The following is a 14115-nucleotide window of genomic DNA, read 5'->3' on the forward strand; positions in this document are numbered from 1 at the left end:
CGCGGGCGTGACCCGCAGCCGACTCACTTCTTGGGTGCGAGCTGCTCGATGATCGCCTTGGCGACGTCCTGCATGGTGAGGCGGCGGTCCATCGACGCCTTCTGGATCCAGCGGAAGGCCTCGGGCTCCGACAGGCCCATCTTCTCGTTCAGCAGACCCTTGGCACGGTCGACCAGCTTGCGGGTCTCGAAGCGCTCGACCATGTCGGCGACCTCGGCCTCGAGGGTGATGATCTGCTCGTGACGAGCAAGAGCGATCTCGATAGCGGGCAGCAGGTCGTTCGGCGTGAACGGCTTGACGACGTACGCCAGGGCGCCGGCCTCGCTTGCGCGCTCGACGAGCTCCTTCTGGCTGAAGGCGGTCAGCAGCACGACGGGTGCGATGTTGGCCTTGTGCAGCTTCTCAGCCGCGCTGATGCCGTCGAGCTGAGGCATCTTGACGTCCATGACGACGAGGTCGGGACGCAGCTCGGTGGCGAGCTGGACTGCGGTCTCTCCGTCGCCGGCCTCGCCGACGACGTCGTATCCGTTGTCACGCAGGATCTCGACGATGTCGAGGCGGATCAGCGACTCATCCTCAGCGACGACGACGCGACGCGGGGCGGATGCCGTGGGCTGCTCGGGCTGCTCTTGCTCAGTCACCCGTCCATCCTAGTCGAACGCCGGGCCCGCGGGCGGAAGCGCGAGCAGCGCCACCCCTCGCCTGCGCTACAGTCGTATGCGCAGTGTGCCGGCCGGCGTGGCGGAATGGCAGACGCGGAGCACTCAAAATGCTCTGTCCGAGAGGGCGTGTGGGTTCGAGTCCCACCGCCGGCACCTGTTCAGGAGGGCTGTCCCGGCGTGGACGGCCCTCGTTCGCGGACCGGCGGAACGCGGTGTCAGGCGGCCAGCACCGCGAGCTCGGCCATCACCCGCGGGTGAGCCAGCACGCGGAAGTGCCCGCCGGTGTCGAGCGCGACGTTCTTGGCCCCGGGAAGCTCGCTGCCCTCGGGGATGTGCGGGTCGAACCGCGCGTAGACCGACACGATCCGCCCGTTCGCCTGCTGCTGTGCCGACAGTGCGGCGATCGACGGATGCCTGGGGGCGAGGGCGCGGAGGCTGCGTGTGAGCATGATCCGCGCATAGCGCGATCCGCCGAAAGGTGTCGCGACGGCCAGCATCCCGCGCACGCGCGAAGCGGCCGGCCCGAGCATCACCTGCTTCCCCGCCAGCCCGCCCTTGCTGTGCGCGAGCAGCACGACATCGTGCAGGTCATGCTGCGCCAGGTATCCGCTCACGCTCTGGGCCATCTCCGCCACCGGACGCAGGTTGCGCTCGAGGGGCTCGATCACGTGCACCGGGTGCCCGTCGCGATGCGCGCGCTCGATGAGGGGCTGCATGAATCGCCAGGTCTCGTAGATCCCGGGCAGCACGACGATAGGCACTCCCGCGCCGCGAGTATAGGCCTCGGCTCGACTGCGGCTCCCGAAGGCTCTCGCCTGCCAGACGGCGGCGTAGGCGTAGTCCTCTGCCCACCACAGGGCTCGGCGAAGGACCCCGGTCACGCGGCGCCGCCCTCTGATCGGCCGAGCTCGAGCCCAACGCGGAAGTGGCCGATGGCGGATGCCACAGCCCCGGGCGCGGTGTGCTGCACGTTGTGCACGCGACCAGGCACCTCGACCAGCATCGTCCCCTCGGCTGCCGACGAGCGCAGGAGCCGGCACCAGGTGCGCGAGGCGATCGGATCCCGTCCCCCTCTGAGGATCAGCACGGGGGCGTCGACCGACGCGATGCGCTCCTCGATCGGATACCCCAGCATGTGGCGCAGCTGCGTCAGATACCAGAGCGGTCCGCACCGCAGATAGTCGCCCAGCACGAGCGCGTTCGCTCCCGGGGGCTCGCCCACGGTGTCGAGAGCGAGCAGACCCGCCTGCTGGAGAACCGTGCGGCGACGCTCATCGGCGACCGGGCCGATGAGCACGACGGCCCTGGCCAGCTCAGGACGGCGCGCTGCGAGCTCGACCACCCATTGGGTGCCCATCGACTGCCCGATCAGAACGACTCCGCTGACGTCCAGGCGGTCGAGCACTCTCCCCAGGGCATCCGCCATCTCACCGATTCCGGCATCGCCGTCGGGCTTCGGCAGCCCGCCGAAGCCGGGGAGGTCCACCGAGATCACGGTGCCCTGCTCAGACAGAGCCTCATGCAGCCGCGCCAGATACCGATGCGACATGCCGATGCCGTGCACCAGCACGAAGACGACGTCGGAAGGACCGGTCGAGGTGAGGGAGCGGAAGCACAGATCGCCGATCCGATGCATGCGCTGCGTATCCGACCTCATCTCAGCACCGTACCGCGTCACGCGCACACGAGCGCCGAGGGAGGCGCTGCAGCCCTGTCCCTCGGCGCTCGGATGCTCAGTCTCAGACTCCGGTCTTGTAGACCGGTGCTGCACCGCGGATCGTGTCGCCGACCTTGTGGACGCGCAGATCGTTGGTGGAGCCGATGATCCCGGGAGGGGATCCGGAGATGACGACAACCTTGTCACCGGTCTCGGCGAGGCCCGAGCCCAGCAGGTACTCGTCGACCTGGTGGAACATCATGTCGGTGTGGGGCACGAAATCGACCAGCGACGACCGGATGCCCCAGGTGAGCGCCATGCGGCGACGGATGCCCGGTTCGGGCGTGAACGCGAGCATCGGGATCCGCGAGCGCAGACGCGACAGGCGACGTGCGGAGTCACCTGACTGCGTGAACACGCAGAGGAACTTCGCCTCGACGAACTCCGCGACCTCGAGCGCTGCCAGCGTGATGGCACCGCCCTGCGTGCGGGGCTTCGTGGTGAGCGGAGCGACCCGCTCGAGCCCGTGCTCCTCGGTCGACTCGATGATGCGCGCCATGGTCTCCACGACCACGATCGGGTACTCCCCCACGCTCGTCTCGCCCGACAGCATGACCGCATCGGCGCCGTCGAGGACGGCGTTGGCGACGTCGGAGGTCTCGGCGCGGGTCGGCACGGGGCTCGAGATCATGGATTCGAGCATCTGCGTCGCCACGATGACGGGCTTCGCGTTGCGACGGGCGAGTTCGACAGCCCGCTTCTGCACGATCGGCACGGCCTCGAGCGGCAGCTCGACGCCCAGGTCGCCGCGGGCGACCATGATCCCGTCGAACGCGTCGACGATCTCCTCCAGCGCGTCGACGGCCTGCGGCTTCTCGATCTTGGCGATGACGGGAACGCGAACGCCCTCCTCGGCCATGATCTCGTGCACGCGGTTGACGTCTGCGGCATTGCGCACGAACGACAGCGCGATGACGTCGGCACCGGTGCGCAGGCCCCAGCGCAGGTCGTCCTCGTCCTTCTCGCTCAGAGCGGGAACGTTGACGGCGACACCGGGAAGGTTGATGCCCTTGTTGTTCGACACGGCGCCGGCGACGATGACCTTGGTGGTCACCACCGTGCCGTCCGTCTCGACGACCTCGACGCGCACCTTTCCGTCGTCGATCAGCAGGAAGTCGCCCGCCTTGACGTCCTGCGGCAGGCCCTTGAACGTCGTCCCGCAGATCTCGCGGTTGCCGATGATGTCCTCGGTCGTGATCTTGAAGATGTCACCGACGGCCAGCTCGTAGGGGCCGTCCTCGAAGCGTCCGAGACGGATCTTCGGGCCCTGCAGGTCGACCAGCACGGCCACCGCGCGGTCTGCATCCTCGGCGGCGCGACGCACGTTGGCGTAGTTGGCCTCGTGCACCGAGTAGTCGCCGTGGCTGAGGTTCAGCCGAGCGACGTCGACGCCCGCGTCGATCAGGGCACGGACCTTCTCATAGGTCGAGGTTGCAGGGCCGAGTGTGGCGACGATCTTCGCGCGTCTCAACATCATCTCCAGGGTAAGAGGGCATAAACGAACATGGCGACGTTGCCGCGCTCAGCCTACGCGGGCTGAACGCGGAACGCGACATCTGTGACGGCCACCGGCGCGGGCAGCACGGTGGCGCCCATCAGGTGACGGTCGATCGCGGCAGCGGCCGACCGGCCCTCTGCGATCGCCCACACGATGAGCGACTGCCCTCGTCCGGCATCACCCGCGACGAAGACGCCGGGGATGGCCGTCGCGTACTCGCCGTCGCGCTGGAGGCTGCCTCGGTCGGTCACGACGGGAGTCGTGTCGCCCTCGTACGAGTGGGTCTCGGGACCGGTGAAGCCCATCGCGATGAGCACCAGCTCGGCGGGGATCTCACGCTCCGTGCCGCTCTTGGGCACGCGCCTTCCGTCGATGTACTCCGTCTCGGCCACGCGGACCGCGCGCACTCGGCCTTCGTCGTCGCCGAGGAACTCGACGGTCGACGCCAGATAGGTGCGCTCACCGCCCTCCTCGTGCGCGGACTGCACCTCGAAGAGCGTCGGCATCGTCGGCCACGGCTGGTCATCGCCACGCTCCGTACCCGGCTGGCGCCCGATGGCCAGGTTGGTGACGCTGCGCGCTCCGTGCCTGTGGGCGGTGCCGATGCAGTCGGCGCCGGTGTCACCGCCGCCGATGACGACGACGTGCTTTCCGGATGCCGTGATCTGATTCGCGATCTCGTCGCCGGCGCCGACGCGGTTGGACGGCACGAGATAGTCCATCGCGAAGTGCACGCCGTCGAGGTCGCGACCGGGGATGGGGAGGTCGCGCGGAACGGTGGCTCCGGTGGCGATCAGCACGGCGTCGTATCGGCCGCGCAGCTCGTCCCACGACAGGTCGCGCCCGATCTCGACGCCCGGCCGGAAGCGCGTGCCCTCCTCCTCCATCTGCTGCAGGCGGATGTCGAGGTGCCGCTTCTCCATCTTGAAGTCCGGGATGCCGTAACGCAGCAGCCCGCCGATCCGGTCGTCGCGTTCGAAGACGACCACCGTATGCCCGGCGCGCGTCAGCTGCTGGGCCGCCGCGAGGCCGGCCGGTCCGGAGCCGACGACGGCGACAGTGTGCCCGGTGAGGCGCTGGGGCGGCTGCGGCTGCACCCAGCCCTTCTCGAACGCCTCGTCGATGATCGACACCTCGATCTGCTTGATCGTGACCGCGGGCTGGTTGATCCCGAGCACGCACGCGCTCTCGCACGGCGCGGGGCACAGGCGGCCCGTGAACTCCGGGAAGTTGTTCGTCGCGTGCAGACGCTCGATCGCGCTGCGATCGGCGCCGCGCCAGGTCAGGTCGTTCCACTCGGGAATGAGGTTGCCGAGGGGGCATGCGGAATGGCAGAACGGCACACCGCAGTCCATGCAGCGACTCGCCTGGCGCTTCAGCACGGCACGGTCGCCCGGTTCATAGACCTCTTTCCAGTCCATGATCCGCACCGGCACCGGCCGGCGGGCCGGCAGTTCGCGTTCGGTCGTCTTCAGAAAGCCCTTGGGGTCAGCCACCGGTCACCTCCAGGATCCGGTCCCAGACGACGTCGCCGTCGGGATCGATGCCCGCGGCCTCCGCCTCCTGGCGCATGGTGCGCACGGCGGCGTAGTCGCGCGGAAGCACCTTCGTGAATTCGTTGAGGACGCTCTCGAAGTCGTCCAGGAGAGCGGATGCCAGCGGCGACGCCGTCCGCTCGACGTGCTCGACGAGCAGCTCGCGCAGCACCTCGGCGTCGTCGCGACCGAGCGGCGTGAGCAGCAGCTCGCCGGTGTGCAGCGCCTGACTGTTCACGTTCGCCTCGCTGAGGGCGTGCACGTACGCGACGCCGCCCGACATCCCGGCGCCGAGGTTGCGCCCAGTCGCACCCAGGATCACGGCGACGCCGCCCGTCATGTACTCGAGGGCATGGTCTCCTACGCCCTCCACGACCGCTGTCGCACCGGAGTTGCGGACGAGGAACCTCTCCCCCACGACACCGGAGATGAACATGCTGCCGCTGGTCGCGCCGTAGCCGATCACGTTCCCGGCGATCACGTTGCGGTGCGGCTCGAAGGCGGAGTCGCGCGCCGGGCGGAGGGTGATGTCACCGCCCGAGAGCCCCTTGCCCACGTAGTCGTTCGCGTCGCCCTCCAACCTCAGCACGATGCCAGGCGGGAGGAACGCGCCCAGAGACTGCCCGGCCGTACCGTGCAGGGTGATGTCGATCGTCTCGCGCGGAAGGCCTGCGGCACCGTAGCGTGCGGTCACGTGATGTCCGAGCATGGTGCCGACCGCACGCTCGGTGTTGCGGATGGGAAGCTCCACGACGACGGGCAGCGCGCTCTCGAGCGCCTCGGTCGCGTGCGCGAGCAGCGCGGCGTCGAAGTGCTTCTCGAGCTCGTGGTCCTGCGACCTCGCGCTGCGCCGCGGCTCGCTCGCCGGGAAGGCCGGTCCCTCGAGGATCGGGTTGAGATCGAGGCCGTCGGCCTTCCAGTGCCGCACGGCGGGATCCGTGCGCAGCAGATCGTGCCGGCCGATGATCTCGTCGATCGAGCGGAAGCCGAGAGCGGCGAGCAGCTCGCGCACCTCTTCGGCGATGAACTCCATGAAGTTCACCACGAACTCCGGCTTGCCCGTGAAGCGCTCGCGCAGCAGAGGGTTCTGCGTCGCGACGCCGACCGGGCAGGTGTCGAGGTGGCAGACGCGCATGAGGATGCAGCCGCTGACCACCAGGGGTGCCGTCGCGAAGCCGAACTCCTCGGCACCGAGCAGCGCGCCGATGATCACATCGCGGCCCGTCTTGAGCTGACCGTCGACCTGCACGACCACACGATCGCGCATGCCGTTGAGCATCAGCGTCTGCTGCACCTCGGCGAGGCCCAGCTCCCAGGGCGTGCCCGCGTGCTTCAGGGAGTTCAGCGGGCTCGCTCCCGTGCCGCCGTCATGACCTGACACCAGCACGACGTCACTGAGCGCCTTCGCGACCCCGGCCGCGACCGCGCCGATGCCCGACTGGCTGACGAGCTTGGTGTGGATCCGCGCCTTCGGGTTCGCGCGCTTCAGGTCGAAGATGAGCTGCTTGAGGTCTTCGATCGAGTAGATGTCGTGGTGCGGAGGCGGCGAGATCAGCCCGACGCCCGGCGTCGCGTGCCGCGTCCTGGCCACCCACGGGTACACCTTCTGCGGCGGCAGCTGTCCGCCCTCACCGGGCTTGGCGCCCTGCGCGAGCTTGATCTGCAGGTCGTCCGCCTCGGTGAGGTACTGGCTGGTGACGCCGAATCTGCCCGACGCGACCTGCTTGATCGCACTGCGCCGCTCGGGATCGACGAGACGGTCGGGATCCTCGCCGCCCTCGCCGGTGTTGGACTTGGCCCCGAGCCGGTTCATCGCGATCGCGAGCGTCTCGTGCGCCTCCTTCGAGATCGATCCGTAGCTCATCGCCCCGGTCGAGAACCGCTTGACGATCGAGCTCACGGGCTCGACCTCGTCGAGCGGCACCGGCGGGCGCTCGCCCGTGCGCAGCTCGAACAGCCCGCGCAGTGTCTTCAGTTCGCGCGCCTGGTCGTCGACGAGGCGCGTGTACTCGCGGAAGATGTCGTAACGCCGGGTTCGCGTCGCGTGCTGCAGACGGAACACCGTCTCGGGGCTGAACAGGTGCGGCGAGCCGTCGCGACGCCACTGGTACTCGCCGCCGGTCCACAGACGCTCGTGGGCGCGGGGCGCGCCGTCCTGCGGATAGGCGTAGTCGTGCCGCTTCTGGTTCTCGGCGAAGATCTCGTCGATGCCGATGCCGCCCAGCTTCGTCTCGGTGCCGGTGAAGTACCGGTCGATGAACTCCTGGCTGAGGCCGATGGCTTCGAAGACCTGGGCGCCGGCGTATGACGAGACGGTCGAGATGCCCATCTTCGACATGATCTTCAGCACGCCCTTGCCGAGCGCGTGGATCAGATTGTGCACAGCCTCGTCGGGGGTGATGCCGGTGATGAAGCCGGTGCGCACCAGGTGCTCGACGGTCTCCATCGCCAGATAGGGGTTGACGGCCGCCGCGCCGTAGCCGATCAGGGTCGCGACGTGGTGGACCTCGCGCACGTCTCCGGCCTCGACGATCAGGCCCACGCGCATGCGCGTCTCACGACGGATGAGGTGGTGGTGCACGGCCGAGAGCATCAGCAGCGAGGGAATCGGCACCCGGTCCTTGTCGGAGTCCCGATCCGACAGGATGATGAACTCCGCGCCGCGCTCGATGGCGGCATCCGCCTCTGCGCACATCTCGGCGAGCCGCTCCGGCAGCGACTGGGGGCCGGCGTCGAAGTGGTACAGGCCCGAGATGATCGCGCTGCGGCGTCCGGGCAGGGCTCGATCGACGTGCTTGATCTTGGCGAGCTCGTCGTTGTCGATGACCGGGAAGTCCAGGCTCACGGTTCTGGCGTGCTCCGGACCCCAGTCGAGCAGGTTGAGCTGCGGTCCGAGGCCGAGGCGCAGACTTGTGACGACTTCTTCGCGGATCGCGTCGAGCGGCGGATTGGTCACCTGCGCGAACTGCTGCACGAAGTAGTCGAAGAGCAGGCGGGGTCGCTCGCTCAGTACCGCGATGGGAGTGTCGCTCCCCATGGCGCCGAGCGGCTCAGCGCCGGTCTGACCCATCGGGGTCAGCAGCACCTTGATCTCTTCCTCGGTGTAGCCGAAGGTGCGCTGTCGACGGGTGATGGAGGCGGCGGGATGCACGATGTGCTCGCGCTCGGGAAGATCCGCGAGGCGCACCGCGCCGGCATCCAGCCATTCCTGCCACGGATGCAGGGTGGCGAGGTCGTGCTTGACCTCCTCGTCCTCGATGATGCGGCCCTCGGCCGTGTCGACGAGGAACAGGTGCCCGGGGCGCAGACGCCCCCTTCGCTTGATGCGCTCGGGCTCGAACTCGAGCACGCCGGTCTCGCTGCCGATGACGACCAGGCCGTCGACGGTCTCGGTCCAGCGGCCGGGACGCAGGCCGTTGCGGTCGAGCGTGGCACCGACCTGCGTGCCGTCGGTGAAGATCAGGGCTGCGGGGCCGTCCCACGGCTCCATCTGGATGTCGTGGAACTCGTAGAACGCGCGCAGGTCGGGGTCGATGTCAGACTGCTTCTCCCACGCCTCGGGAACCATCATCATGATCGCGTGGGGCAGGCTGCGTCCGGTGAGGGTGAGCAGCTCGAGCACCTCGTCGAACGAGGCGGAGTCGCTGGCGCCGTCGCTGCAGATGGGCAGCAGCGGACGCATGTCGCCGAGCAGGTCGGACTGCAGCTGCGACTGGCGCGCGCGCATCCAGTTGCGGTTTCCGCCCACGGTGTTGATCTCGCCGTTGTGCGCGAGCATGCGCAGCGGCTGAGCCAGCGGCCACGAGGGGAAGGTGTTGGTCGAGTAGCGCGAGTGCACGACGGCCAGCTCGGAGGCGAAGCGCTCGTCCTGCAGGTCGGGGTAGAACGGCTCGAGCTGCAGGGTGGTCAGCATGCCCTTGTAGCCGAGCGTGCGGCACGAGAGCGAGACGAAGTAGGCGCCGAGTTCGTGCTCGGCGCGCTTGCGCAGCCGGTAGGCGAATCGGTCGAGGGTCAGCGGGGAGCCCGCTCCGGGGATGCTGACGAAGAGCTGTTCGAAGGCAGGGCGGGCCTCGTCGGCGAGCTTGCCGAGGTGCTCGTTGACCGTGGGCACGACGCGCCATCCGAGCACGTCGAGCCCCTCTGCGGCGGCGATGCGCTCGATGCCGGCCTTCTGCTCACGGCGGGCGCTCGACTCCCGAGGGAGGAACGCGAGACCTGCTGCGTACTCGCCGGCCGGGGGAAGGTCGAAGGAGACCACATCCCGGAGGAACGCGTCCGGCATCTGGGTGAGGATGCCGGCGCCATCGCCGGTGCCGGCATCAGAGCCGATGGCACCGCGGTGTTCCAGGTTGCGCAGGGCCTCGAGCGCCAGCGCGATGATGTCGTGGCCGGGTTCCCCGCGGAGCGTTGCGACCATGGCCAGGCCGCAGGCATCCTTCTCGTGGGCGGGGTTGTACAGGCCCTGCTTCGGGGGGTAGGCGCCGGAGGCGCCGTATGGAGGCTGGAAGTACACCAGTCACCGTCCTCAGATTTCAAGTGAACCCGGGGACATCATCGGCCCGTTCGTTCAGTGCGATCTCTCGCGCGGAAGGAGAGCCCGGGCGGGCTCTCACGTGACGGGAGCGGTGCTTGTGGCGATGGCTCCTAGTTCGCTTCGGCCGAGACGGGAGGCTCACTCACGTCGACGAAGTCGGAGGAATTGTCCTGCGATTCTACATCGTCGCTCTTGGGCTCCCGACCGCGCACGTACGGAGACGGCTCGACACCAGGGTGACGGCGGCTCTGCACGATCAGGATGACGATGCCGACGATGACGCCGATGATCGCGGCCCACACGTTGCTGCGCAGCCCGAGCAGGACCTCGCTCGGATCGATGCGGATGCTCTCCCAGACGATGCGACCGGCCGAGTACCAGATCAGGTAGACCGCGAACAGGCGGCCCCACTGCATCGAGAGGCGGCGACCGAGCCAGAGAAGCACGATCACGCCGAGACCGTTCCACAGCACCTCGTACAGGAACGTGGGGTGGAAGAGAGTGCCCTCGGCGAGGCCCGCAGGGAAGGCGGAGTTCGTGGACTCGATCTCCAGACCCCACGGGAGGTCGGTGGGAAGGCCGAAGAGCTCGTGGTTGAACCAGTTGCCGAAGCGGCCCATCGCCTGGGCCAGCAGGATGCCGGGCGCCAGCGCGTCGGCGAAGGTCCAGAACCGGATCCCCGTCCACTTGCACCCGAGCCACGCGCCCAAAGCACCGCCGAGCAGCGCGCCGAAGATGGCGATGCCGCCCTCCCAGATCGCCCAGACCGAGCCTGGCTCGAACGGGTTCCAGGTGTTCCTTCCCTCACCGAAATAGAAGTTCGGGTGGGTGAGCACATGGAAGATCCGGGCGCCGATGATGCCGAGGGGCACCGCGACGATGGCGATGTCGATCACGACCCAGTTCTCGGCCCCTCGCCGGGTGAGGCGGTAGTTGGTCAGCAGCACGGCCGCGATGATGCCCGCGATGATGCACAGGGCGTAGAAGTGGATCGTCAGCGGGCCGATCTCGAACGAGCTGACCGGAGGGCTCGGGATGCTGGCGGGCACGGTCGACAGGCTGCTGAGAGGCGCGAAGGGCATGAGAAAGATCCTAGTATCGCGTCGTCGGCGTACCGCCGGCGAGGGTTCTGGTGGTTTCGGCGAGGGCTTCCAGTCCCCCATCGCGCAGCGCCTTGACGAGCGCGGTTCCGACGATGGCGCCGTCGGCGTACTCGACGACGCCCGCCACCTGCTCTGCGTTGGAGATGCCGATGCCGACACAGGCGCGTACGTCGCCGCGGGCGCGCATGCGCTCGACGAGGGTGCGGGCGGCCAGGTCGAGGGCCGCGCGCTCACCCGTGATGCCCATGGTCGACACGGTGTAGACGAATCCGGTCGAAGCGGAGATGACGAGGTCGAGTCTCTCGTCGCTCGAGGTGGGCGCAGCGAGGAAGATGCGGTCGAGCCCGGTGCGGGTGCTGGCTTCGATCCACTCCCCCGCCGACTCGGGGGTGATGTCGGGGGTGATGAGACCCGCCCCGCCTGCGGCGAGCAGATCGTCCGCATAGCGGTCGACGCCGTACTGCATGACGGGGTTCCAGTACGTCATGACGACCACGGGCACATCGGTCTCGGCGGTGATCGCCTTGACCGCGGTGAAGAGGTCGCGCATGCGGAACCCCTTCGCGAGCGCGTGCTGCGTCGCCTCCTGGATGACCGCGCCGTCCATCACGGGGTCGGAGTAGGGCGGGCCGAGCTCGATGATGTCGACGCCGTTGCGGGCCAGCGTCAGCGCAGCGCGGATGCTCGTGTCGAGATCCGGATACCCGACCGGCAGGTAGCCGATGAAAGCGCCGCGTCCGGCCTCGTGCGCCTTGACGATGGCGTCTTCGACGCGGCTCACTCCGCGCCCTCCTCTGCGTCGTACAGATCGAAGTACCGCGCCGCCGTGTCCATGTCCTTGTCGCCCCGGCCCGAGAGGCAGATCGCGATGATCCCGTCGGGGCCGAGCTCGCGCCCGATGCGCAGCGCACCGGCGAGGGCGTGCGCGGACTCGATGGCAGGGATGATGCCCTCCGTCCTGCTCAGCAGCCGCAGCGCCTGCATGGCCTCGTCGTCGGTCGCGGGGATGTACTCGGCACGACCGATGTCGCTGAGCCACGAGTGCTCGGGACCGACACCGGGGTAATCGAGGCCGGCCGAGATCGAGTGGGACTCGATCGTCTGGCCGTCCTCGTCCTGCAGCACGTAGGTCTTGGCCCCGTGCAGCACACCCGGCCGGCCGCGCCCGATCGACGCGGCGTGCTTGGGCGTGTCGACGCCGTCTCCTGCGGCCTCGACTCCGTACAGCTTGACGCCCTCGTCGTCCAGGAAGGCGTCGAACATGCCGATCGCGTTCGATCCTCCGCCCACGCATGCGACAACGGCGTCGGGCAGCCTTCCGGCCTCGTCGAGCAGCTGCTCGCGCGCCTCTTCTCCGATGATCTTCTGGAAGTCGCGCACCATCGCAGGGAACGGGTGAGGACCGGCCGCGGTGCCGAAGATGTAGTTGGTGGTCTCGACGCTGGCGACCCAGTCGCGGTACGCGTCGTTGATGGCGTCCTTCAGGGTGCGCGAACCCGTGGTCACGGCGACGACCTCGGCGCCGAGGAGACGCATGCGCGCGACGTTCAGCGCCTGCCGCTCCGTGTCGACCTCACCCATGTAGATCGTGCAGTCCAGTCCGAACAGGGCAGCCGCCGTCGCCGTGGCAACGCCGTGCTGCCCGGCGCCGGTCTCGGCGATGACGCGGGTCTTGCCGAGGCGCTTGGTCAGAAGCGCCTGTCCGAGCACATTGTTGATCTTGTGCGAGCCGGTGTGGTTGAGATCCTCGCGCTTGAGGAAGACACGCGCGCCCCCGGCGTGCTCCGCGAAGCGCGGCACCTCGGTGATCGGCGACGGTCGTCCTGCATAGGAGTGCAGCAGGGTCGCGAGCTCCGACCGGAACTCCGGATCGGCGATCGCATCCTCGTAGGCGGCGGTGAGCTCGTCGATCGCGGCGATGAGGGACTCCGGCATGTAGCGGCCGCCGAAATCACCGAAGAAGGGTCCGTGCTGGTCGCGAAGACTGACGTTCACGTGGGTCACTCCGTCCTCCCGCGCACCGGCGTGTCACCGGCCGCGAGGAATGCGTCGAGGGTGGCGACGGGGTCGCCGGTGACCAGTGCCTCGCCGATGAGAACGACGTCGGCACCGGCATCCCGGTACCGCGTGACGTCATCGGGCTGCAGCACGGCCGACTCCGCGATGCGGACGGCCGAGTCGGGGATGCGATCCGAGAGCCTGGCGAACAGATCGCGGTCGAGTTCGAGGGTGTGCAGGTTGCGGGCGTTCACGCCGATGAGATCTGCACCGAGGTCGATGGCGACATCGAGCTCTTCCGCGGAGTGCGTCTCGACGAGCGGCGTCATCCCGAGCTCCGTGATGAGCGCGTGCAGCTCGGCGAGAACACCGCGAGAGAGACCGGCCACGATGAGCAGCACGAGGTCGGCACCGGCCGCGCGGGCCTCGAACACCTGGTACGGGGTCGCGATGAAGTCCTTGCGCAGCACGGGAACGCTCACACGGTCGGTGACCGCTTCGAGGTCGGCGAGGCTGCCGCCGAAGCGGCGCTGCTCGGTGAGCACGCTGATCGCCGAAGCCCCGCCCTGCTCGTACAGTGAGGCCTGCAGCGCCGGGTCCGGGATATCGGCCAGTGCGCCGCGGGAGGGGCTGGCGCGCTTGACCTCCGCGATGATCTTCACGCGATCCGCCGGAGCGAGCGCAGCGAGCACGTCGCGGGCAGCGGGACGCTCGAGAGCGTCGCGCTCCACGGCAGCGAGCGGCCGCGATTGAGCGCGCGTCTCTGCGTCCTGCACCGCGCCGGCCGTCAGGTCGGCGAGGACCATCAGTGAGCCTTCGGCGTGTACTTCGGGCCCTTCACACCCCAGCCGGCCTTCGCCATCGCCCAGCCGACGATCGCGCCGATCACGACGACAGCGACGCTGACCCAGACGGCGACGGGCTGGTTGAGGCAGAAGAAGACCGTGCCGGCGGTGAACCCGACGAGCATGATCACGACGGCGGTCCAGGCAGCAGGCGAGTGTCCGTGGCCGGGATCGGCGATCGGGTTGGTCATGTTCTCCTCCGGGTGGCTAGGCGATGGTGACA

Annotated in this window: 11 protein-coding genes and 1 tRNA gene; 1 reads left to right on the plus strand and 11 read right to left on the minus strand. The window is 68.7% G+C overall.

Features of this window, described 5'->3' with window-relative positions; genetic code table 11:
- Nucleotides 1–23: 23 nt before the first annotated feature.
- Nucleotides 24–641: a response regulator gene (locus AB0N59_RS11430; protein ID WP_204973632.1), complete on the minus strand. Its 618-nt coding sequence runs from the start codon at nt 639–641 to the stop codon at nt 24–26.
- Between the two features lie 91 nt (nt 642–732).
- Between AB0N59_RS11430 and AB0N59_RS11435 the strand changes: the two genes are divergently transcribed.
- A tRNA-Leu gene (locus tag AB0N59_RS11435) sits at nt 733–815 on the plus strand.
- A gap of 62 nt (nt 816–877) precedes the next feature.
- Here the strand turns inward: AB0N59_RS11435 and AB0N59_RS11440 are convergent.
- From AB0N59_RS11440 to AB0N59_RS11485, 10 genes are all read right to left on the minus strand, one after another.
- Entirely contained in the window at nt 878–1543 is a 666-nt protein-coding gene (locus AB0N59_RS11440) for an alpha/beta hydrolase (RefSeq protein WP_363483063.1), read from the minus strand.
- Nucleotides 1540–2319, minus strand: coding sequence for an alpha/beta hydrolase (locus AB0N59_RS11445; protein ID WP_363483066.1), 780 nt, complete (start codon nt 2317–2319; stop codon nt 1540–1542). The genes AB0N59_RS11440 and AB0N59_RS11445 overlap by 4 nt, the downstream gene beginning before the upstream one ends.
- An 82-nt stretch (nt 2320–2401) precedes the next feature.
- The gene (gene pyk, locus AB0N59_RS11450; protein ID WP_204976549.1) at nt 2402–3850 is read right to left on the minus strand and encodes a pyruvate kinase; all 1449 of its coding nucleotides are present in this window, start codon (nt 3848–3850) and stop codon (nt 2402–2404) included.
- Nucleotides 3851–3906: 56 nt separating this feature from the next.
- The gene (locus AB0N59_RS11455; RefSeq protein WP_363483069.1) at nt 3907–5373 is read right to left on the minus strand and encodes a glutamate synthase subunit beta; all 1467 of its coding nucleotides are present in this window, start codon (nt 5371–5373) and stop codon (nt 3907–3909) included.
- Nucleotides 5366–9925: a glutamate synthase large subunit gene (gene gltB / locus AB0N59_RS11460; protein WP_363483072.1), complete on the minus strand. Its 4560-nt coding sequence runs from the start codon at nt 9923–9925 to the stop codon at nt 5366–5368. The genes AB0N59_RS11455 and gltB overlap by 8 nt, the downstream gene beginning before the upstream one ends.
- Before the next feature lie 131 nt (nt 9926–10056).
- Entirely contained in the window at nt 10057–11028 is a 972-nt protein-coding gene (lgt, locus tag AB0N59_RS11465; protein ID WP_363483075.1) for a prolipoprotein diacylglyceryl transferase, read from the minus strand.
- Nucleotides 11029–11038: 10 nt separating this feature from the next.
- Complete coding sequence (gene trpA, locus AB0N59_RS11470; RefSeq protein WP_363483078.1) at nt 11039–11830, minus strand: tryptophan synthase subunit alpha; 792 nt, start codon at nt 11828–11830, stop codon at nt 11039–11041.
- Entirely contained in the window at nt 11827–13053 is a 1227-nt protein-coding gene (trpB, locus tag AB0N59_RS11475; RefSeq protein WP_363483081.1) for a tryptophan synthase subunit beta, read from the minus strand. Before trpB ends, trpA begins: the two co-directional genes overlap by 4 nt.
- On the minus strand, nt 13050–13853 hold the full coding sequence (gene trpC, locus AB0N59_RS11480; protein WP_363483084.1) for an indole-3-glycerol phosphate synthase TrpC: 804 nt from the start codon (nt 13851–13853) through the stop codon (nt 13050–13052). The genes trpB and trpC overlap by 4 nt, the downstream gene beginning before the upstream one ends.
- On the minus strand, nt 13853–14083 hold the full coding sequence (locus tag AB0N59_RS11485; protein ID WP_363483087.1) for an HGxxPAAW family protein: 231 nt from the start codon (nt 14081–14083) through the stop codon (nt 13853–13855). The genes trpC and AB0N59_RS11485 overlap by 1 nt, the downstream gene beginning before the upstream one ends.
- Nucleotides 14084–14115 lie beyond the last annotated feature (32 nt).

It is taken from the genome of Microbacterium sp. NPDC089321 (genome assembly GCF_040684935.1).
Classification (GTDB): domain Bacteria; phylum Actinomycetota; class Actinomycetes; order Actinomycetales; family Microbacteriaceae; genus Microbacterium.